This is a genomic window from Priestia iocasae (assembly GCF_016909075.1).
GTDB lineage: Bacteria > Bacillota > Bacilli > Bacillales > Bacillaceae_H > Priestia > Priestia iocasae.
In genome coordinates this window covers 76775-98845 of sequence record NZ_JAFBFC010000003.1, presented here as the reverse complement: position 1 = coordinate 98845, position 22071 = coordinate 76775, and the positions used below count along the sequence as shown (strand labels likewise).

Sequence of the window (22071 nt, the reverse complement as noted above, 5' to 3'; positions counted from 1 at the left end):
GGAGTGAAACAACTTGATTCATGTTGCAATGTTAAGTAAATGGCATGTGCATGCGGTTGACTATGCACGCGAGGCAAATGAGCATAAACATTTATCTATTAAACTAGTATGGGATGAAGATGTAAAACGAGGGAAAGAATGGGCAGACGAGCTGGGTGTTCCATTTGAAGCAGATTTACAAAAGGTTTTAACCAATCCTGAGATTGATGCGGTTATCGTTGATACACCAACAAATTTACATAAAGAAATCATCATTGCGTGCGCAAAGCATGGCAAACATATTTTTACTGAAAAAGTGTTAGCGTTTACGGTTCAAGACTGTGACGATATTTTTGCAGCGATAGAAGAGGCAGACGTACAGTTTATGATTTCTCTGCCGCGATTAACGGAAGACTATTATGTATATGCACAAGATATAGTGAATCAAGGTGTACTTGGAAGGCTGACAACGATCCGCTGTCGTGTTGCTCATAATGGCGCTGTTCCAACCGAGGAAAGTGCACATGGTTGGTTGCCGAAGCACTTTTTTAATCGTGAACAATGTGGAGGAGGGGCCCTTATTGACTTAGGTGCGCACCCAATATACCTCACGAATCGCTTAGCTGGAGAAGCATCTAGTGTTATGGCGTATCTTCAACCAACACTTAATGATGAAGTCGATGATAATGCAGTGGTGCTTGTTCAATATGAATCTGGTGCTCTAGGAACGTTAGAAACTGGCTTTTTATCAAGTGGCAGTCCGTTTCAATTAGAGTTATACGGAACAGAAGGAACATTATTAATTGAAGACCGTGATATTCGCTTGAAAATAGGGAAGCAGGGAGAATGGTTAACACCGACCGAGCTACCAACCCAATTGCTAACCCCTATGGAACAGTGGGTACAGGCCATTGAAGAAGGAGTTTCATCCACTATTACAAAGGAAGATGCGCGTAACTTAACACTTATTAACGAAGCAGCGGCCATTTCTCATAGTGAGGGAAGACGAGTGATACTGAAGGACATAAAAGAAAAAAGGTAAAACATTAGCTTCTGCATGTATGAGATCATTCTAGTCAGCTAAAATAAGAAATCTGTCCAATCTATTTTTAAAATGGTAAGACAACTGTACAAGCGATACAAACGTCCTTCGCATATTGTAAAGGGAGCCATTGACGAAATGGTATCTAAATATGAGGAGGACGTTTATGTTTTTTTGGCTAGGAGTGGCATTGGCTACTCTTTTCTTTATTTCCCTTTGGATTAATAGGTATAAGCCTTGGCGTTCGAAACCTGATGAAAACATGGTGAAAAACCAAGCCATTGTAAAATTTGTAGAGGGTACAACGACGGAGGAAATGAATAACATTCATACTCAAATGTGTTGTACCGTCATGAAAGAGAATGAAGAGGTTGGTTTTCATGTAATCGAGTTTGATGGAGACATCAAAAAGATGGTAAAGAGTTATCAGAATCTCGATCAAGTTGATTACATTGAACCGAATTACATTTATTCGGCATTTTATACACCAAATGATCCTTATTTATCGTATCAATACGGCTTACAACGTATCCAAGCAGCGGAGGCATGGGATGTATCTAAAAGTCGTTCAAGTGTGAAAATAGCCATTATTGACAGTGGTGTTCAACTCAACCACCCTGATTTATCAGCAAAAATGATCAAAGGCTATGATTTTGTTGAAAATGATTCCACCCCAAATGACCAAAATGGACATGGAACGCACGTAGCGGGAATCGCAGCTGGAGCAACGAATAATCGAGTAGGAATGGCGGGTGTTGCACCTCTTGCTTCTATTTTGCCTGTTCGTGTACTCGGTAGTGATGGCAATGGAACCTTGAGTGCAGTCGCTGAAGGAATTATTTATGCAGCGAATCAAGGTGCAAAGGTTATTAACCTAAGTTTAGGATCGACGCAAGGGTCAACCACATTACAAAATGCAGTCAATTATGCTTGGAGTAAGGGAGCGGTGTTAATTGGAGCAGCTGGAAATAGTGGGGTAAACGTACCAAACTATCCTGCTTATTATGCAAATGTCATTGCCGTTGCTTCTACGGACACAAATGATCGACGTTCTACTTTTTCAAACTTTGGCACGTGGGTGGATGTGGCTGCGCCTGGGACAGATATTCTATCAACCTATCTATCTAGCTCCTATGGTTATTTAAGCGGCACCTCCATGGCAGCACCCCATGTAGCAGGCATTGCAGCACTACTTGCTTCTCAAGGAAAAACAAACATCCAAATTCGTGACATTATCCGCAACACAGCAGACCCTATTTTGGGAACCGGGACAAGCTGGCGATATGGACGTGTGAATGCGAATCGAGCTGTGAAGTCATAGTTTAATGCAACAGTCAAGGTAAGTGAATAAATAGATAGTGCGCTTCTATAGAAAATGAGAAGCGCACTTTTTGTTTAGAATCCTCTATCTAACTTTTAAAAATACCTAGTCAAAAGTAGCATGTACAATTCATAAAAACGACAACAATTCTTGCTTACATAGTTGTTTATTTTCGGGAATAAATGTATATTTTTGGTATATAGATTTCTATCAACTTGGAAAAAAGTAATAATTGAAGTTTCCTATTTATCTATGTAAAAACATGCTTGCAGCGAAAAGTATGGGCTAAACTCAGAAGATGAAAGTGAGACGGAATGAAGTTAACCTAAAACGTATCATCAAAAATCGCCGTCGCACTCTATGTGAGTGCGTAGATTGACAAAAAGCTTATTGTAGTAAAAAGGGGTTGTGAGGTTTGTGAATTATATTGCACACATACGTGAAAGTGATAGACAAATTCAAACAGTTGAAGAACACCTACTAGGAGTTAAAGAGTTAGCGGAAGCATATGGCGAAAAGTTAGGAGTTAAGCATTTAACTGGATTAGCAGGAATGCTACATGATTTAGGGAAGTATACCGTTGAGTTTCGAGACTACATAACTGAAGCAGTTACTAATCCAACTAGTGCACCTAAAAGAGGAAGTGTTGATCATTCAACAGCTGGTGGAAGATTATTATATCAATTGTTTCATAGTAAGCCACCTTATAATAAGAGTAAAGCTTTGATTGCAGAAATTGTAGGGAACGCTATTATTTCTCATCATTCATATTTGCAAGATTTTTTAAGCCCAGATTTGGAATCAAACTATTTACATCGAGTTCGGGATAAGCAGGCAAAAGAATTAGATACATTTGAGATGATTATCGATCAGTTTTATTCTCATGTAATGGCAGAGGAAGAATTTCAACGATACATAGATCAAGCAGCAGCTGAATTAGATACATTTTTAATGAAGCAACCATCTAGTCATGACGAAAAAAAAATAATGTTTTTATCGAAGTTTATTTTTAGTACGCTAATTGATGCAGATCGAACAAATACAAGGTTATTTGAAGAAAATAAAGAGAATGATCCAAAATTAGAGCATAAACAGCTGTTTGATCAATATTATGAGCGCTTAATGAACAAGATGAATTCGTTCAAGGCTGACACTATAATCAATCAGTTACGAGCTGATATGTCAAATCAATGTGATCAATTCGCCCAAAAGCCCTCTGGTATTTACACATTGTCTATTCCAACAGGTGGTGGCAAAACATTAGCTAGTTTAAGGTACGCACTTAAGCATGCGTCTCTTTATCAAAAAAAGCGAATTATCTATGTAGTACCTTATACAACAATCATTGAACAAAATGCAAAAGAAATCAGAAGTGTGTTGATGGACGACTACAATATCTTAGAACATCATTCCAATGTTATACATGATAGCGAAAAAGATGATGAGGGTCTAGATGGTGTCATGAATATGAGCCAAAAGCTAAAGCATGCGAAAGATAATTGGGATGCGCCAATTATTTTGACTACGATGGTCCAGTTTTTAAATGTGTTTTATGCAAAAGGAAATCGCAATACGAGAAGACTTCATAACTTAAGTGAGTCTATCATTATTTTTGATGAGGTTCAAAAAGTCCCTATCTCGTGCGTTTCTCTTTTTAATGATGCGTTGAATTTTTTACATGCATATGGAAAATCTAGCATGATTCTATGTACAGCTACTCAGCCAGCCTTAGATTTTGTTGAACATAGATTAGAAATAGAGCCAGACCAAGAAATTATTAGCAATGTAGACACAGTCATTGAATCGTTTAAACGTGTAGAAATAGTTGATCGTGCCACAAATGAAACGTTTAATAATAATGAACTAATTGATTTTATTGATACAACAATGAAAAAGTGCAGGAGTATTTTAGTCATATTGAATACAAAATCAGTAGTTAAGAATTTATATAAAAAGTTACAAGAAAAGAATATGGGAATTGCTATTTACCATCTTAGTACGTCTATGTGTGCCGCTCATCGACATATAATCTTAGATAAAGTACGAAATGACCTAAAGAAAGGGCAGCCTGTTATTTGTGTGAGTACTCAATTAATTGAGGCTGGAGTTGATATAAGTTTTGATTGTGTCATTCGTTCTTTGGCAGGACTAGATTCTATCGCTCAAGCAGCAGGACGCTGTAATCGTCATGGTGAAAAGGATACTGGACATGTTTATGTGATAGATCATGAAGAAGAAAATTTATCTCGTTTGAAGGAAATAAAACAAGGAAAGCAAATAGCTAAAACAATTCTGTTAGACCTAAAACGAGATAAAGAACTTCATGGGGGACACATTTTATCAAGACAAGCAATGGAGTTCTACTTTAAACGATACTATACTGCATTCGAATCTAGTTTAGACTATTCTATTTCAACACTTGAAAAAACAATGGTGGAACTTTTAACAGAAACGAAGCACAACTATAGTTACCACAAAGCATTCTATCAAAAAGAAGGGAAGCAATTACCACTATTTTTAGCTAATAGTTATAAAACAGCAGCTAATCATTTTGAGGTAATCCCAGATTATACAACATCGGTAATTGTTCCTTACGGAGAAGGGAAACAAATTATCGCTGAATTAAATGGTAAAGGAACGATTGAAGAACTTTCAAGATTATTAAAAACAGCTCAGCAATTTACCATTAATATTTATCAACATGAACTACAACACTTATCTCAACAAGACGGGATTGTAAGCTACTTGGATGGACATATTTTTGTCTTAAAGGAAGGGGCTTATAGTGAAGAATATGGACTTAATTTAGAAAATGACAGCTTGATGGAGTTGAACATATTTTAATTGATGGCGTTAAAACCTATTTCCTATAGTTCATAAGGAAATAATGTACCGGTGAAAAGGAATCGCTATCAAGGAGATGGTGCGGATGTGAAGTGCACATGATTTCGTAGGAGCATTCGCACCTCATCATTTGTAGAAGTTTGCCGAATAATTCTAATTTAAGTATTCTGTTCTTTATTTTTGTAAAGAAAATAGCGGGCATTTAGTTGGAAATGTGTAATTAGTAGCCGTTTTTAACTGAAAATCGCTGTCGCACTCTATATGAGTGCGTGGATTGAAATACACAAGCAAAGAAGAAGCGCTGAAACTCGAAGGTCGCACTCTATATGAGTGCGTGGATTGAAATTTATCCTCTTTTGATTTAAAATACAGGGCGTTGGTCGCACTCTATATGAGTGCGTGGATTGAAATAAAGAAGCGGTTAAACTAGAGGTCGAGCAAGAAAGTCGCACTCTATATGAGTGCGTGGATTGAAATTAAACGACACCAAGAAGCGCACAATGGAAGGTGTCGCACTCTATATGAGTGCGTGGATTGAAATACCTACGGTTTTAAAACTAAGTTGTTGCCCGCTAGTCGCACTCTATATGAGTGCGTGGATTGAAATTTTCATGCTCACCCGCTTTGTTTTAATCATTCCTGTCGCACTCTATATGAGTGCGTGGATTGAAATGGTCCTTTCAGACATTAGCGGCAACTTAGGGACGTCGCACTCTATATGAGTGCGTGGATTGAAATAACTGTCCCCGCTTATTATGAAAATGCTTGTAAGTCGCACTCTATATGAGTGCGTGGATTGAAATTCGTGGAAATCCTTCTTCGCCACTATGTCGCCTGTCGCACTCTATATGAGTGCGTGGATTGAAATGAGAAAGCGGTTGGACAGACATTTAACGCGAAAGTCGCACTCTATATGAGTGCGTGGATTGAAATGCTTTGACTTTGTCCCAGTTTAAATAAAGCGCAAGTCGCACTCTATATGAGTGCGTGGATTGAAATAGTCACCTCGTAACCACTGTAAGACGTTGAGTAAGTCGCACTCTATATGAGTGCGTGGATTGAAATTGACTCATCATCTGTTGTAAAATCAACAACATCCGTCGCACTCTATATGAGTGCGTGGATTGAAATTAATTGTGAATTGTTATTGATTTCTTTTTCAAAAGTCGCACTCTATATGAGTGCGTGGATTGAAATTATACGATTTAACATCATTTGTTGTGCTTCAAGTCGCACTCTATATGAGTGCGTGGATTGAAATAGCGAAGTATTTAACGCCTTGCGCAATAGAAGCGGTCGCACTCTATATGAGTGCGTGGATTGAAATTATCATCTTGCTTTCATTCCTTGGAAAAATAATGAGGTCGCACTCTATATGAGTGCGTGGATTGAAATCCTCAAAACATTTGTTTTGAGGACGCTTAGCGCAGGTCGCACTCTATATGAGTGCGTGGATTGAAATTCCGCAACCGCTTTACGTAACACAAGCGCGTCTGTCGCACTCTATATGAGTGCGTGGATTGAAATATAACATGCCTTGTATCATCGTCACAAGGGACGAGTCGCACTCTATATGAGTGCGTGGATTGAAATTTGTTTGACAGTAATGTTATGTTAGGTTTCTTTATGTCGCACTCTATATGAGTGCGTGGATTGAAATATAGCCAAGTTTTTCTTTCTCAATGACCGCTTTGGTCGCACTCTATATGAGTGCGTGGATTGAAATCAGTACGCGCTAAGCCAACTTGAATTTCATCGGCAGTCGCACTCTAAATTCTAAAAATAACAATCTATACAAAAACAGCATGGACAAAAGACACCCTACCATCCTTAATATAAACGATGGTAGGGTGTCTTTTGTGTCTTACTTAATCATATATTATATTTTTCAATCCGCACTTTTAAAGTGACGCTTAATTATACCACACTCTTAAAGTTAACAAAAAGTTCATATAATATATTATTAGAAAATATTTACAATAAAAGCAGTTAAATGTTACTATTATATGGTAATATTTTCATATTTTAAGAGAGGAGGAAACTATGAGAAACTCAATAGAATTTGAATTGTTTGGTAATTATGCTTTGTTTACGGATCCACTTACAAAGATGGGAGGGGAAAAGTATTCCTATCATGTCCCCACTTACCAAGCGTTAAAAGGGATTGTGGAGAGCATATACTGGAAACCAACATTATTAATGGTTGTGGATGCAATACGTGTTATAAAGCCAATTAGGATGGAATCAAAAGGAATTCGTCCAATTGACTATGGTGGAGGAAATACACTTGCTAACTATACATACTTGAAGGATGTACATTATCAAGTGAAAGCTCATTTTATCTTTAATCCGCATCGACCTGAGATGTCATTTGATCGAAACGAACATAAGCATCACAACATCCTAAAGCGTTCTCTGAAAGCAGGAGGAAGAAGGGACATCTTTTTAGGGGCAAGAGAGTGCCAAGGATACGTGGAACCATGTGTATTTGGAGAAGGTAAAGGCTTTTATGATGATTACGGAGATCTTCACTTAGGAACAATGGTCCATGGTATTAATTATCCTGATGAAACCGGTCGTGATGAAATGGAAGTCCGCTTGTGGAATCCAACAATGAGAGATGGTGTCATTGAGTTTATTCGCCCTGATCAATGCACGCAAGTTAGAAAGATTATGGGTATGACGGCAAAGCATTTTGACTTTACAAATGTAGAATCAGTAGATCAGACATCTCTTCATATAGAAATGGAGATGAATCAATGAGTTGGCTGTTAAATCTTTATGAGACCTATGAAGCAAACATTGAACACGTGGGGAAAGTTAATAAGAAGCGGAATGGACAAGAATATACATTGTTACCGATTGCTCATACCACTCAAACTGCTCATATTCAAGTGAATATAACCGAAGAAGGGGAATTTCATTCAGCTTTTGTTATTGATAAAAGCGATGGGAACACACTAATTCCTTGTACAGAAGGGTCATCGAGTCGAGCTGGTTCTAAAATTGCGCCGTATCCACTGCACGACAAGTTGAATTACGTAGCTGGTGATTTTATTGCGTATGGAGGAAAGATAAAAAAAGAAGAGCCTTTTTCTTATTACATAAAAAATTTAAGTGATTGGGCTAATTCTCCATATGCTACTAATAAAGTAAAAAGCATTTATTCGTATTTGAACAAAAAAAGATTAGTAAGAGATCTACTTGAGGAACGCATATTAGGCTTAGATGAAAATGGTGAGCTTATTGAGAAATGGCAGCCTAAATATGACTCTTTGTATGAACAAAAGCCTGCTATTTTTTCAGTCATTCCCGGTGATCAATCTAGTGCTTTCATTCGCTTTAATGTACATTCTCCAATGAAAATTTTAAAGAATGTTTGGTCAGATCAACAGATGTATGAATCATTTATTCAGTACTATCGTGAAAGGTTAGGTGAAAGTGATTTATGCTTTGTCACAGGAAAACACGTACCTAGTACAGACAGACATGCAAATAAAATTAGACATGCTGGAGATAAAGCGAAATTAATCTCAGCAAACGATACAAGTGGTTTCACATTTAGAGGAAGATTTCACCATAGTGAAGAAGTCGCAAGTATTGGTTATGACGTTTCACAGAAAGCGCATAACGCGTTAAAGTGGCTTATTCAGCATCAAGGTAAGGTAATGGATCAACGTGTCTTTCTTGTTTGGCAGAATAATAGTGAGGCTGTTCCAGACCCTTTAGATGACCCATTTGCAATGAATGTTTCTACGATTAAAAAAGAGGGGTTTACTAACAAAGAGTTTGCTAGAGAAGTTGCAAAGGCATTAGATGGATATAGAAATGACTTAACAATGGGCGGGAAAGCAGATGTAAACATTCTCATATTGGATTCGGCGACAACTGGGAGAATGGCTGTTCTTTATTATCGTTATATGAATAAAGAGTTATATTTAAATCGATTAAAATCATGGTATTCTTCGTGCATTTGGCATCATCGCTATCGAAAAGATGAAAACAATCAGTACATTGAGTTTATCGGAGCACCATCGCCTAAAGATATTGCATTAGCCGCTTATGGAACAAAAGTGAACGAAAAAATCGTAAAAGGTTTGGTTGAACGTATTTTGCCTTGTATCATCGATGATAAAAAAATTCCAGTAGATATCGTAAGAAGTGCAATTCAACGTGCTTCAAATCCAGTTTCAATGGAAAGATGGGAATGGGAAAAAACGATAAGTGTGACATGTGCGCTAGTTAACAAAGAGGAGGGATATGAAGTGTCACTAGACAGAAATAATCATAATCGGGACTATTTGTTTGGTCGATTACTGGCCATTGCAGATGTACTTGAAAGACAGGCCCTTGGAAAAGAAGAAACAAGAGCAACAAATGCAATTCGCTATATGAACTCGTTTTCTAAACACCCTGCTAGAACGTGGAAAACCATCCAAGACGCTTTGCAACCATATCAAGCAAAATTAGGGGCAAAATCTCTTTATTTATCGAGTTTAATTGATGAAGTAGCGTCTCAAATCCAATTTGATGATTTTAATAATAAATCATTATCTGGCAAGTACTTGCTAGGTTTTTATAGTCAGCGTCATGATCTTTATCAAAAAAAAGTAAAAGATGAAGAAACGAAAGCAGTAACAAACTAAGGAGGAAAATAAAATGCCAATTTTAGATCGTAAAATTGATTTTGCAATTGTATTATCAGTAACGAAAGCAAATCCAAATGGAGACCCTTTAAACGGGAATCGTCCTCGTCAAAATTATGACGGCTATGGTGAAATTTCAGATGTAGCCATAAAACGTAAAATTCGTAATCGTCTTCAAGATATGGGAGAATCAATCTTTGTTCAGTCAAATGATCGAAATGTGGACGAGTTTAAAAGTTTAAGAGAACGAGCAGAAGCTAACGAATTACTTGGCAAAATGTTTAAAGCAAAAGAAATTTCAAGTGAAGAATTTGCAGGAGTCGCGTGTCGTGAATGGTTAGATGTTAGAAGTTTTGGTCAAGTATTTGCTTTTAAAGGTGCGAAAAGTGGTGTGTCTGTAGGTGTAAGAGGACCTGTATCCATTCATACAGCTACAAGCATTGACCCAATTGATATTACAAGTATGCAGATTACAAAAAGTGTAAATTCAGAGCCGGGGAAAGAAAAGGGATCTGATACGATGGGTATGAAACACCGTGTTGATTTTGGAACTTATGTGTTTTATGGAAGCATTAATACTCAACTGGCTGAAAAAACAGGCTTCTCAACTGAAGATGCAACAAAATTAAAACAAGCACTTGTTACGTTATTTGAAAACGATGCATCTGCTGCTCGTCCTGATGGAAGTATGGAAGTGAACAAAGTATTTTGGTGGGAGCACACTTCAAAATTGGGTCAATATTCTTCAGCAAAAGTACATCGTTCGTTAAAAATCGAGTCGGTAGAGCAACCTAAATCATTTGAAGATTATACGATTGTGCTTAAGGAATTAGATGGTCTAAAGGTTGAAGTCATTGATGGACAATAATGAAGATCATTACCTGATGCTTTCAGGCATTCAACATTTTCAATTTTGTCGAAGGCAATGGGCACTCATTCACATCGAACAAGAATGGGCTGAGAATGTAAAGACAGTTGAAGGTCAACATCTTCATGATAAAGCAGATCAACCATTTGTTCGCGAGAAACGTCGAGATAAGTTGATTGCTCGGGCCATGCCTGTGAAGTCAAACGACTTACAAATAACAGGTATTTGCGATGTTGTTGAATTTGTAAAGGATGACCAAGGAATCGAATTAAATGGGGAAGAAGGCAAATATATCGTTTATCCTGTTGAATATAAGCGCGGAAAACCTAAAATAGACGATTCAGATGTGCTGCAGCTAACAGCTCAAGCCATATGTTTAGAAGAAATGTTACTTTGTGAAGTGAACACGGGATATGTTTTTTATAATGAAATAAAGCATCGTATTGAAGTGCCGATTTCAGTTGAACAAAAGAGAAAAGTAAAGAATGTTGTGTTAGAAATGAGAGACTATTATGAGCGCCAGTATACGCCTAAAGTGAAAACTGGATCATTTTGTAAAAGTTGTTCTCTTCAACATATTTGTTTGCCAACGGTTATGAATAAGCAATCGGTCAAACGTTATATTGAAGGGAGGATAACAGAATGAAAAAGCTTTTAAATACGTTATTCGTCACTCAATCTGATGTGTACTTATCGTTAGATGGGGATAACATTGTTCTTTTAAAAGAACAAGAGAAATTAGGTAGATTGCCCCTTCATAACCTAGAGTCTATTGTTTCGTTTGGCTATACGGGAGCCAGCCCGGCCCTGATGGGGTATTGTGCAAAACGAAATATTTCGCTCGTATTTTTAAAAATGAATGGTCAGTTTCTTGCGAGGGTAAGTGGGGAAACAAAAGGGAACGTAACATTAAGGAAAGCACAATATCGTATCTCTGATGATGAAATAAAATCAGCAAAAATTGCACGTAACTTTATTATTGGGAAAGTGTACAACAGCAAGTGGATAATCGAACGGATGACCAGAGACTATCCAATGCGAATCGATGTGGCTAAGTTTAAAGAAACATCGAAACAGTTATCTTCACTTTTGATTGAAATACGAGAGTGCGATGATTTAGAAAGATTAAGAGGGTTAGAAGGGCAAGCTGCACTAAGTTATAACAAATTGTTTAACGATATGATCCTTCAGCAAAAAAATGATTTTTATTTTTATTCTCGGTCAAGAAGACCTTCTTTAGATAATGTAAATGCCTTACTTTCCTTTGCTTATACATTGCTAGCTAAGGATGTGGCAGGGGCATTAGAAGGAGTAGGTCTTGATGCATATGTTGGATTTTTACATCGAGATCGACCAGGTAGAGTCTCTTTAGCTTTAGATGTGATGGAAGAGTTAAGGGGAATCTATGCAGACAAGTTTGTTTTGTCATTAATTAATAAAAAAGTAATAAATTCAAATGACTTTTTGAAAAAAGAAAACGGTGCGGTTATCATGTCTGACGAAGCGCGAAAGAAGTTTTTAACAGCATGGCAGAGTAAAAAACAAGAAAAAATTACGCATCCTTACTTAGGTGAAAAAATTGTATGGGGTCTAGTTCCGCATGCGCAAGCATTATTACTCGCTCGTTACTTACGTCATGATCTTGATGAATATCCACAGTTCTTATGGAAGTAGGTGTGAAGAGTTGCTAGTATTGATCACATATGATGTAAACACAACAAGTAGCGGAGGACAAAAAAGGTTACGTAAAGTAGCCAAAGTATGTCAAAATTACGGTCAACGAGTGCAAAACTCGGTTTTTGAATGCATAGTAGATGCTACACAATTCACCTCTTTAAAGCTTGAATTAAGAAGTATTATTGATGAGAGTACAGATAGTCTTAGATTCTATCAGTTAGGTAACAACTATAAAAACAAAGTTAATCATATTGGAACAAAAGAATCAATTGATGTAGAGGCACCATTAATTTTTTAGTGCGAATGTGAAGTGAACATGATTTCGTAGGAGCATTCGCACCTCAAATATTGTTGGATGTTGTAGAAATATTTAAGTTTAAACACACTGTTCTTTGCTTTGGTAAAGAAAATGGCGAATAGTTGAGTTAGAAATATGTTATTAGAACCATTTTTAACTAAAAATCGCTGTCGCACTCTACATGAGTGCGTGGATTGAAATGAATACACCACGTAAGCGTATCGTCTTGCTCTGCGTCGCACTCTACATGAGTGCGTGGATTGAAATGATAGAGTCAAAGTCATTATCAATGTAGGTTGAACGTCGCACTCTACATGAGTGCGTGGATTGAAATAAGCAATGACTTTCTTCAACTTTTATTGTTAATTGAGTCGCACTCTACATGAGTGCGTGGATTGAAATTAACTTTTGAGATTGACTATTTGTTTTAGACAGGTCGCACTCTACATGAGTGCGTGGATTGAAATAAATGCAAAAAGAGTGGTTTTAAAAGGCGACTTTGTCGCACTCTACATGAGTGCGTGGATTGAAATTCTCATTTGCTGAATCTCTTCAAAAGAGTCATTGTCGCACTCTACATGAGTGCGTGGATTGAAATCACACCCTAAAACGCCTGGTAAACGCCTACCAAGTCGCACTCTACATGAGTGCGTGGATTGAAATTATAACAACAAACTTATGTCCTTTCTTTTCATAGTCGCACTCTACATGAGTGCGTGGATTGAAATATTGATAACAGTTAAATATAGCTCTGTGATTTCGTTGTCGCACTCTACATGAGTGCGTGGATTGAAATGCTCATTTCTAATATATACTATACTATATCATCTAGTCGCACTCTACATGAGTGCGTGGATTGAAATCGCTCGTGGTGTTCCTTGTTGTGACAGTCTTGGTCGCACTCTACATGAGTGCGTGGATTGAAATTTTTATATTTAAGTACTTTATCGACCAAGTAAATTGTCGCACTCTACATGAGTGCGTGGATTGAAATATTTGTAGCCCTTGCAGTACATGACACGAATCCTTGTCGCACTCTACATGAGTGCGTGGATTGAAATGTTTACTAACGTTTAAGATTGCTGTCTTGCGATCGTCGCACTCTACATGAGTGCGTGGATTGAAATAAGGGATTGCAGAAAAGAACGGTTATGTTTTATGTCGCACTCTACATGAGTGCGTGGATTGAAATATTTGCTCTGGTATACGGTCCAACACCCTTTGTGTCGCACTCTACATGAGTGCGTGGATTGAAATTGTAGCTGTTAACAAACGTTTTGCTTTTACCATGTCGCACTCTACATGAGTGCGTGGATTGAAATAGTTTGATTTGTATTAGCAAAGCTTGCTGTATACGTCGCACTCTACATGAGTGCGTGGATTGAAATTTTTTGTCCCATCCATAAAAATCTATTAAGTGTTCGTCGCACTCTACATGAGTGCGTGGATTGAAATCATTTTTTCGAGTTAAACCACCGACCGGCTTCGTCGTCGCACTCTATATGAGCGCGTGGATTGAAATTCATACCTAACTGAGTAATCATTTTTTCTTCTTCGTCGCACTCTATATGAGTGCATGAATTGCAATAAGCAAAGCTGTTTCGTGTGCTACAAGAAAAAACGTCTCACTCTATGTGAGTATTGAAATACCATCAAAACAAGTGGAAAAAATCAGACCGTATAATGGCTCCTCCGAAAATAGACACACAGCAACATGAAAGCAAAAAGCCAATTGTTCCATTAAAGAATCAGATGGAGGCTCATGAAAAACAGTGTATCGAGCAAGCGCTTAAGCAAAGCAACGGAAAAGTCTCACAGGCTGCGAAATTGCTAGGGGTGAGTAGACAAACCTTGCAGTACCGAATAAAGAGGCTGGAGATTAAGAGTAAAGAAGTGACGACTTCATCCTTTTAAAAAAGAGGCAGGGAGAGCAAAGCTTCTATTATTGACATCATGTAAAAACGCTTTAGAATAAAAAGAAGAATCATATATTTAATAGATTATCAGGGGGCTTTATGCATAAGGATAAGAAGTTGTATGAGTATATGTTAGATAAAACGTGGCAGTTAACGGAACAGTGGTATCAATCACTAGACAAAAGTCAGTCAACGGGTGTCTATGCATCAACAGACCCAGACGTCATTCAAACACTTAAGCAACAAAATCACGAGTTTCATAAGCGTTTTTGTAAAGTATTTCAACAAGAGAATATTCAATTTCAAAAGGAATTTGGGGAATGGGTCGTTGAGATTGCCAAAGACGATGAGCATTTAGGTACACCCATTCACTTTATTTTAAAAGAGTTTTTCCGAACACAGGAGCAATACTTAGACTTAATTCAAGAGTTTGTTAATCTTCATCGTGAAGAGTATTCAAAGGAAGTCATTCAGTCATGGACACGAATTGTGACAAAAACCTTTAGTGAAGTGATGACGTGGTTTACCGAAGAATATCATGATCATTTACAATTAAAGCTTCAAGCACAACAAGAAATGATCAATGAATTAAGTTCACCCGTCATTTTGTTAAATGAACAAAACGGACTACTTCCACTTGTAGGCGACATTGATACAACACGTGCAAAGTTTATTTTAGAATATACGCTCATGCAGTGTGTTAAAAAACGAATTACGCATCTTTTTATTGACTTATCCGGTGTCATCATTATCGATACGATGGTTGCTCACCAAATTTTTCAGCTTATTGATGCGTTAAAGCTAGTCGGTGTGACGGTTACGTTATCAGGCATTCGTTCTGAAATTGCACAAACAGCTGTTCAATTAGGCTTGTCATTTGGTGAAATTCAAACAACAGCTACGCTTGCACAAGCAATCGCTTTAAAAGAAGGAAAATAAATGTAGGAGAGGATACAGTGTCGATTGTTGATGATGTATCCTCTTTTTTTACACGATTAAGAACATGTTTATCCTACATAAGGAGTAAGAATAGATGAACATAGAAAAGAAAGTGAAACAGGTAGAAAAAGAAGTCATACAAAAGCCAAGAGATGCCCGCCTTCGTAATACGCTTGCTCTTGCATTAATGGAAAACAACGAATACGAAAAAGCATTTCATCAGTTTCAACAAGCGGTTAAGCTCGAACGAACGGTTCAATCACTCACAAACTTGGCGTATTTTATTCATCATGAAGGTGAATGGCTCGATGGAGAGTGGCATTATGAAGAAGAAAAGCCCATTCTGCTGTTAGAAGAAGTCATCACGATGAATCCTCAGTCGCACTTTCCATACAGCTTACTAGGGGAAATCTATGCACATCAAGAGAAGTACGAACAAGCGAAAAGAGTTCTAGAACAAGCAGTAAACCTGAAAGCAACCTTTGAAAACACAAGTAATTTGGCACTTTGTTGTGAGCAATTGGGTATGTTAGATGAAGCGATTACGATGTACAATCAAGCAGGTTCTTACGGAAGTGATGGATACCCGAGGCTTTATTCGCGTATTGGTTACGGCTTCTGTTTACTGAAAAGGGGGAAGGTAAACGAAACCCGACAACTTGCTAATGAGCTGATGACAATTAACACAAAAGAAAGTCAAGGAGATGAGGCTCAAATTGCGGATCTTTACTATGAGATTGGTGACTATCAATCGTTTTTAACCATCTATGCAACTCTCGACTTACACTTCTACTCCGTCGAGCACCTTCCTGCTTATTTTTATAGCCTTTTAAAAATCGGCAAAGTGGAGGAAGTTGAACGTATTGCTCAGTCGACTATCACAAGTAAACAAAACGAGATCAATCAAACTGCGCACGAAAAAGACTGGACCGAAGAGGAGCGACAAGAATGTATAGAAGAGATGAATAAAGACATTGAATACGTTCAACAAGCCGTTTCATCAGTCAAAGCCGGAATGCGACCTGATGTAACGTATGAGCTTGCTGTAGAGAGAGCGTGCTATTTGTTTGGATGCAATGTGCATGGACACCCAGAATATAAGGAGAAACGCAATGGCTGACTCACGAATGTCTATCGAAAAAAGATGGAAGGATCGTGACTTTTTTGAGGTTCACTTGCGTGTACGCAGTGACTCTTGTCAAGCATGTATCGATTTCTACACAACAAATGAGGAATTAGAGAAATTAAGGAACGGCATGCAGGATGTCGCGAACGTAAAGCGACAAGAATTTGTTTGGATATCTGGCGAAGATCGCGAACAAGTCACGCATTATCTAAAGCTTCGTCTTTTTATGTATGATCGACGAGGGATTATTGGTATTGAAGTAGTAATGGATAATAAACTGGAATCACCTTTTGGAATGCGAGCGGCGTTTGGCTTGCAAGCCGAGATTGGTCAGATCGATGACTTTACACAGAAGCTAGCGTATTTTATTCAAGAAAAAGTGGATGTGATTGAAGCACTATAAGAAAGGAAAATACGAAAAATTTGAAACAAAATCCTTTTTCACCCGTATGACTGATTAAGAAGATGAAAAAGGAGTGGCGAGAGGATGGAACCATTTATTATCTTTCCATACATATTGTTTACTATTGTGATGATGTACGTTGTCTATCGAAAGCGCAAAAAGCAAAGGATAACTGGTTGGAAAAGCGCGATGCCATCTGCCTGTATGTTTGGGGTAAGTTTATCGAGCTTAGCAATTCTTATCTTTAAGGATGGGGCCATTGTATTTGCTATGTTGAACGTCATTTTTTTACTAACTGGAGGCTATTTTCTTCAACATTTGCCAAAGCAAGTCAATTAATTTTACATCATTTGAAGAGGTAAGGTTCACGAAGATATCCAAGGGCTCATCCTCTTCTTTTTGAGTGTGTAGTGGACGTTAAAAAGCGTTGAGGTGGTAACATATATTCATTCGTTGACATATCGAGAAATACCGATTAATATAAAGTCATGAAAAATATAGACGTTTTTAAAGCATTGTCAAATCAAACGCGATTAGACATTTTAGAGTGGTTAAAACATCCTGAAGAACATTTCGAGAAAGATAGTGCGCATTTATCAAAAAACATTAATGAAAAAGGAGGCGTATGTGTCGGAGATATTCAAGAGAAAGCAGGGCTATCGCAGTCGACAATTTCTCAATATTTAACGATGATGCAAAAGGCAGGCCTATTAGAATCAGAAAGACATGGTCAGTGGACATACTATCGCCGAAATGAAGCCGTTATTCAAAAACTGGTGGATTCTTTAAAAGAGGAACTATAACCAGTTTTTCTTTCGTCTATACGTATCGATATTTCGCGATATATAAATAGATTATCGTTTAATATATCGAGATTTCTAGATATGCAAAAACACAAAAGAAGGTGACAACATGAAAGTCGTTTTATACGTATTAGCAGTGCTAGCGGGGGTAGCGTTAAGTATGGAAGGGGCCATTGCAGGGGTACTGGGTCATACGATTGGAAAGCTTGAAGCAAGTTACTACATTTTTATTATGGGAACATTCGTTATGGGGATTGCGATGTTATTTGTTGGACAAGGAAATAAGTTATCTTATGTTTTTCAAGCACCGAAATGGAGATTATCAGGTGGATTTTTAGGCATTATTTATTTAACAATCTTAGTGATTAGCATTCCGTTCTTAGGTGTGAGTGCATCGATGATCTCTGTTATTATCGGACAAATGATGGCCAGTATGCTAATTGAGCATTTCGGATGGTTAGGAAGCTCAAAAGTAAAAGTCGATAAATATCGCATTCTTGCTCTGGCATCCATGGCAGTGGCACTTATTCTAATTTTTTGAGGTGAACAGCAATGAGTATGGTTATGTTAATTGGCGCCATCATCGGTGGAATTGTGTTAAGTGCACAATCATCAATAAATGGCGCGTTCAGTAATCGAGTGGGAACGATTCAAGGTGTCTTTTTTACCTTTTTCACTGGAATGGTTTTCCTAACAATCGCAGTTGTCTTTTTCGGTCAAGGAAACATTACGATGATTTTTGAAGTGCCAAAATGGCAGCTTACAGCAGCTTTACTTGGAATCACATATTTAATTTTAATCATTTTAGCCGTACCGAAAATCGGTGTAACAGCGGCTAATATCGCAACGATTATCGGTCAGCTCGTTGCGGGAATGGTGATTGATCACTTCGGCTGGTTCGGAGGTTTACAAATTAGCTTAGATACAGAGCGTGTTCTTGCAATGATTTTTATGTTGTTGGCGTTATATTTTATTTTTAAAAGCAATAAACAATCACATGTAAATGCATCATGAGTGTCTTTGAAGTCCCGTATAACGGGGCTTTTTTTAGTTGTTTTTGGATATTTATGTTAAAATAAATGGAAATGGAGGGAGAACTAGATGAATAGAGTTGATGTGGCATATGCATTCCTTTACCGAGAAGTGGATCAAAAAATACTGGTTGTTCAAAATGAAAGTGGAAAGTGGTCACTTCCTGGTGGGGCAGTCGAAGAGGGAGAACCATTAAAACAAGCTGTCGTTCGAGAAGCAAAAGAAGAAACAGGGCTGACTGTTGAAGTAGAAGATCTTCTTTCTGTAAACGAAGCTTTCTTTACAGAGAGTGGTCATCATCTGTTGTTTTTTACGTTCCAAGCGAGAATCATAGATGGAGAGATTGAGATTCAACGTCCAGACGAAATTTTACAGATTGAGTGGGTAGATATTCAAACGGCAAATGAACGAATGCCGTACCACAAGGATGGAATTCAAGGGTTATTAGATCGAAAAAATATGTATACGTTACAGAAGTAAAAAGTCGTACGAAAAAGAAGCATCACCAAACGAATTGAGGAGGCAAGAGGGTATGAATCAACACTATCAACATGCCGCTCACTTACTGAACGAGAGAAGGAGTGAAGTGTATCCAACCTTTGCTTATTCTGTGTTAGAGCACTACATTCGTGGTCAAGTATACATGGATTCTTCACATGAGGCAGCATTAATTGGAACAGAATTCGGTATTTTTGTCGTAGCAGGAGAACCGAAAAATAATGAGCTTCACCATACGTGTCTAGAAATCTTTCATAATAGAAAGAAAGCAAACAAGCGATTTACGCTGTTTTCTCCATCAAGCGCATGGAATCAAACAATAAAGCAGCTGTTTGGAAAAGAAGTAAGGAAACTGAAACGGTATAGCTTTCAATTCAACCCTCATACATTTTCTACTTTCTTAGGTGAAAAAACGATTTATAACCATCCTACCGGAAGAATTGATGAAGCAATCATCAACCAAAGCACAGAATTCAATGAATCATACATAAATGAATATTGGGGTTCTCCATCAAATTATATTAAGAATGGTTTTGGGTTTTGTTTAATCCATAACGGTGAGATTGCTAGTGAATGTATTTCTATTTTTTCATCAACAGACTACGCTGAAATGGATATTGCGACTGCAGCAAAGTTCAGAGGACAAGGGTTTGCTGCAGTTGTAGCCACAGCATTCATTAAGCATTGTCAACACCATCGCATTCAACCGAGATGGGATTGTGATGTCGAAAATAGGGCGTCTATTAAACTTGCTGAACAGTTAGGATTTGAAAACCCGACTGAGTATTCGATCTTTGTAAGAAGCTGAAGAACGAAAAAGGACAGAGACATGAGGAATCCATATGTGGAAAGAGCGTCTTCTTATAACTCCCCATAATACTCTGCTACGTAAATAAAACCAATTTTTTTCACAAGATAGTTTCGTAGCTCACCCTGTGTTGCTTTTTCAATTGGCGGCTCAGTGAGTGTATAAGCTTTAGCATTCATGTTTTCAAACTTCTCACCGTCCACATCATTATGATACGTATCGTCGATAATTCCAGATGTTACCGCTGCCTTTGGATACCCTAATAAAAATACATGTGTACGCAATGCAGTATGAGGATGAATGTGCAAGAGTAGAAAAGCGGCAATCAGTCCTACAATCCATAGCCATTTTTTCATCTCATCCACCTCCAGTTCTCTCGTTATAAGAGTAATGTATCATAGAATGATTGTATTTGGATAGAAATGGATGAGTGAATTAAAATAAGAATAAGGAATTCGTCACGCGTCATGGTATAGTCTAATACGAGCTACATAGAACAAATGAATAAAGCAAAAGAATGTTGTAGGGGGTACATAATGAAAGTATATGAAAAAGTTACAGTAACAAAGGAAGTTCCAGCGCTTGTTACATGCAATAAGTGTGGTAAATCGGAAGCTTTAATTGGAGCGAGAGCAGAGCGTTCACATAAAAGCGATTTGTTTCATACATTTGAGATGATGTTTGGCTACGGAAGCTCATTTGATTCAGAGTGTTGGGATTTTGATCTTTGCGAGGACTGTCTCGTAGAGTTTGTAAAATCCTTTAAACATGCGCCCACTATTACGCATCGATAAGAACGTCATCATATCTAAAATGTATGAAAAAGAGAAGAGTTCAGTCGAACATTGGAACGAAAATAAACGGGATGATGGCTTCATCATCCCGTTCGTAAAGGTCATGTAACGTCTCTTAATCTTCTTCAAAAAAGTCTCCAAATTCAAAGCTATCTTCAAAATCTTCTTCCATATCACCAAGTGCTTCTGTCGCATCACCCATCATGTCGTCAAGGCCAAAGCCGTCCATCAATTCACTAAGTAACACACCACCAAGGACACCCACAGCAAGCCCACCAATCATACCAGGTAGCATACTGCTTGACTTTCCATGAGCTTGTTTAAATGAAAAGGGCTGTTTGAATGACTCAGGCTGTTGCATCATTTCTTCGATGTATTGTTTTAATTCTGCATCAAGTCTATGTGGAGTACTTACCATATCAACAGAAAGCATGAATTCGCGTTTGGCTTCAATTTCACCAAAGCCTGCTTTACAGTCCACTTCCATCCACACCGTTACACCACTTGCTTGCTCGGCAAAACGAAGCTCGACTTCACGAATTGTTTGTGCGTAAGAAGTAGTTGGGAAAAACTCAAATTCTTGTCCATACGTATCGAGCTTTCCAGATGTCGACTTTTCTTGAAAGCCAAGACGATTCATTGAATCAAGAATGGCTTGAATGCGTTGTGAACCTGTTACTTGAATGAAATCAACATCCGTGCGATCTACGCCACCTTCAATATCTAGCTGTGTATCAAAATAGTAGGAGACAGAGCCTCTTGAAAGAGGAAGAGTGGTTGGGATGGTATACGTAAACGGAATGACTTTCTTTTCTCCTGTTGTAATCGTCCATGCATCCGTAAGCGAAATGACTTCTACTTGACGTACGGCTGAATGTCCGTTTGGCGCCTGTACTTTCATCATAAAGTGAACAGATAGCTTATTAATTTTCTGATCGACTTGCCCACCTTGAAGAAGGACTTCTCCTTGAATCGTATCACCTACTGCATAAGAGCGAGGCTGAAATTGTAAATCAACCGTGGCTGCTCCTTTACCAAGCTTAGCTAAAAACTTTTTTAACATCTTGTACTCTCCTT

The 22071-nt window shown here is 37.9% G+C and carries 22 protein-coding genes and 2 CRISPR repeat arrays; of the genes, 20 read left to right on the top strand and 2 right to left on the bottom strand.

Annotated features, from left to right (window positions below):
* Positions 1-13 precede the first annotated feature (13 nt).
* The 19 genes from JOC83_RS08665 to JOC83_RS08575 all read left to right on the top strand — a co-directional run bounded on the left by JOC83_RS08665 (position 14) and on the right by JOC83_RS08575 (position 20200).
* Positions 14-1021, top strand: a complete 1008-nt coding sequence (locus JOC83_RS08665) for a Gfo/Idh/MocA family protein (RefSeq protein WP_205186289.1) — start codon at positions 14-16, stop codon at positions 1019-1021.
* A 166-nt stretch (positions 1022-1187) separates the two neighbouring features.
* Positions 1188-2342 (top strand): S8 family peptidase, encoded by a 1155-nt coding sequence (locus JOC83_RS08660; RefSeq protein ID WP_338038891.1) that lies wholly within the window; start codon positions 1188-1190, stop codon positions 2340-2342.
* Positions 2343-2759: 417 nt separating this feature from the next.
* Positions 2760-5186 carry a CRISPR-associated helicase Cas3' gene (gene cas3, locus JOC83_RS08655; protein ID WP_205186287.1) on the top strand — a complete coding sequence of 809 codons (2427 nt, stop codon included), beginning with the start codon at positions 2760-2762 and terminating at the stop codon, positions 5184-5186.
* A 249-nt stretch (positions 5187-5435) separates the two neighbouring features.
* A CRISPR array of direct repeats spans positions 5436-6912; the repeat unit is 32 nt; unit sequence GTCGCACTCTATATGAGTGCGTGGATTGAAAT.
* A 317-nt stretch (positions 6913-7229) separates the two neighbouring features.
* A complete protein-coding gene (gene cas5c, locus JOC83_RS08650) occupies positions 7230-7949 on the top strand; it encodes a type I-C CRISPR-associated protein Cas5c (protein WP_205186285.1) in 720 nt (239 codons plus the stop codon).
* Positions 7946-9832 carry a type I-C CRISPR-associated protein Cas8c/Csd1 gene (cas8c, locus tag JOC83_RS08645; RefSeq protein ID WP_205186283.1) on the top strand — a complete coding sequence of 629 codons (1887 nt, stop codon included), beginning with the start codon at positions 7946-7948 and terminating at the stop codon, positions 9830-9832. The genes cas5c and cas8c overlap by 4 nt, the downstream gene beginning before the upstream one ends.
* Positions 9833-9845: 13 nt before the next feature.
* Positions 9846-10700 (top strand): type I-C CRISPR-associated protein Cas7/Csd2, encoded by an 855-nt coding sequence (gene cas7c / locus JOC83_RS08640; protein WP_205186281.1) that lies wholly within the window; start codon positions 9846-9848, stop codon positions 10698-10700.
* Complete coding sequence (gene cas4 / locus JOC83_RS08635; protein ID WP_205186279.1) at positions 10690-11346, top strand: CRISPR-associated protein Cas4; 657 nt, start codon at positions 10690-10692, stop codon at positions 11344-11346. Before cas7c ends, cas4 begins: the two co-directional genes overlap by 11 nt.
* A complete protein-coding gene (gene cas1c, locus JOC83_RS08630; RefSeq protein ID WP_205186277.1) occupies positions 11343-12374 on the top strand; it encodes a type I-C CRISPR-associated endonuclease Cas1c in 1032 nt (343 codons plus the stop codon). The genes cas4 and cas1c overlap by 4 nt, the downstream gene beginning before the upstream one ends.
* 10 nt (positions 12375-12384) lie before the next feature.
* Positions 12385-12675, top strand: coding sequence for a CRISPR-associated endonuclease Cas2 (gene cas2, locus JOC83_RS08625; protein ID WP_205186275.1), 291 nt, complete (start codon positions 12385-12387; stop codon positions 12673-12675).
* A 169-nt stretch (positions 12676-12844) separates the two neighbouring features.
* A CRISPR array of direct repeats spans positions 12845-14263; the repeat unit is 32 nt; unit sequence GTCGCACTCTACATGAGTGCGTGGATTGAAAT.
* A gap of 53 nt (positions 14264-14316) precedes the next feature.
* Positions 14317-14589, top strand: coding sequence for a helix-turn-helix domain-containing protein (locus JOC83_RS20320; protein WP_419095375.1), 273 nt, complete (start codon positions 14317-14319; stop codon positions 14587-14589).
* A gap of 101 nt (positions 14590-14690) precedes the next feature.
* Complete coding sequence (locus JOC83_RS08615) at positions 14691-15530, top strand: STAS domain-containing protein (protein WP_205186271.1); 840 nt, start codon at positions 14691-14693, stop codon at positions 15528-15530.
* Between the two features lie 94 nt (positions 15531-15624).
* Positions 15625-16650 carry a tetratricopeptide repeat protein gene (locus JOC83_RS08610; RefSeq protein WP_205186269.1) on the top strand — a complete coding sequence of 342 codons (1026 nt, stop codon included), beginning with the start codon at positions 15625-15627 and terminating at the stop codon, positions 16648-16650.
* The gene (locus tag JOC83_RS08605) at positions 16643-17059 is read left to right on the top strand and encodes a hypothetical protein (RefSeq protein ID WP_205186267.1); all 417 of its coding nucleotides are present in this window, start codon (positions 16643-16645) and stop codon (positions 17057-17059) included. The genes JOC83_RS08610 and JOC83_RS08605 overlap by 8 nt, the downstream gene beginning before the upstream one ends.
* An 84-nt stretch (positions 17060-17143) precedes the next feature.
* Positions 17144-17398, top strand: coding sequence for a hypothetical protein (locus JOC83_RS08600; protein WP_205186265.1), 255 nt, complete (start codon positions 17144-17146; stop codon positions 17396-17398).
* A 149-nt stretch (positions 17399-17547) separates the two neighbouring features.
* Positions 17548-17862, top strand: a complete 315-nt coding sequence (locus JOC83_RS08595) for an ArsR/SmtB family transcription factor (RefSeq protein WP_205186263.1) — start codon at positions 17548-17550, stop codon at positions 17860-17862.
* A 109-nt stretch (positions 17863-17971) separates the two neighbouring features.
* The gene (locus JOC83_RS08590) at positions 17972-18403 is read left to right on the top strand and encodes a DMT family transporter (RefSeq protein WP_205186262.1); all 432 of its coding nucleotides are present in this window, start codon (positions 17972-17974) and stop codon (positions 18401-18403) included.
* An 11-nt stretch (positions 18404-18414) separates the two neighbouring features.
* Entirely contained in the window at positions 18415-18876 is a 462-nt protein-coding gene (locus JOC83_RS08585) for a DMT family transporter (RefSeq protein ID WP_205186261.1), read from the top strand.
* Positions 18877-18963: 87 nt separating this feature from the next.
* Positions 18964-19374 (top strand): NUDIX hydrolase, encoded by a 411-nt coding sequence (locus JOC83_RS08580; RefSeq protein ID WP_205186259.1) that lies wholly within the window; start codon positions 18964-18966, stop codon positions 19372-19374.
* A 52-nt stretch (positions 19375-19426) separates the two neighbouring features.
* Positions 19427-20200 carry a GNAT family N-acetyltransferase gene (locus JOC83_RS08575; RefSeq protein WP_205186257.1) on the top strand — a complete coding sequence of 258 codons (774 nt, stop codon included), beginning with the start codon at positions 19427-19429 and terminating at the stop codon, positions 20198-20200.
* A gap of 53 nt (positions 20201-20253) precedes the next feature.
* Here the strand turns inward: JOC83_RS08575 and JOC83_RS08570 are convergent, their stop codons facing one another.
* Positions 20254-20556 (bottom strand): hypothetical protein, encoded by a 303-nt coding sequence (locus JOC83_RS08570; protein ID WP_205186255.1) that lies wholly within the window; start codon positions 20554-20556, stop codon positions 20254-20256.
* 180 nt (positions 20557-20736) lie between these two features.
* Between JOC83_RS08570 and JOC83_RS08565 the strand changes: the two genes are divergently transcribed.
* On the top strand, positions 20737-20994 hold the full coding sequence (locus JOC83_RS08565) for a hypothetical protein (protein ID WP_205186253.1): 258 nt from the start codon (positions 20737-20739) through the stop codon (positions 20992-20994).
* A 115-nt stretch (positions 20995-21109) separates the two neighbouring features.
* Here the strand turns inward: JOC83_RS08565 and JOC83_RS08560 are convergent, their stop codons facing one another.
* Positions 21110-22057 carry a sporulation protein gene (locus JOC83_RS08560; RefSeq protein WP_205186251.1) on the bottom strand — a complete coding sequence of 316 codons (948 nt, stop codon included), beginning with the start codon at positions 22055-22057 and terminating at the stop codon, positions 21110-21112.
* Positions 22058-22071 lie beyond the last annotated feature (14 nt).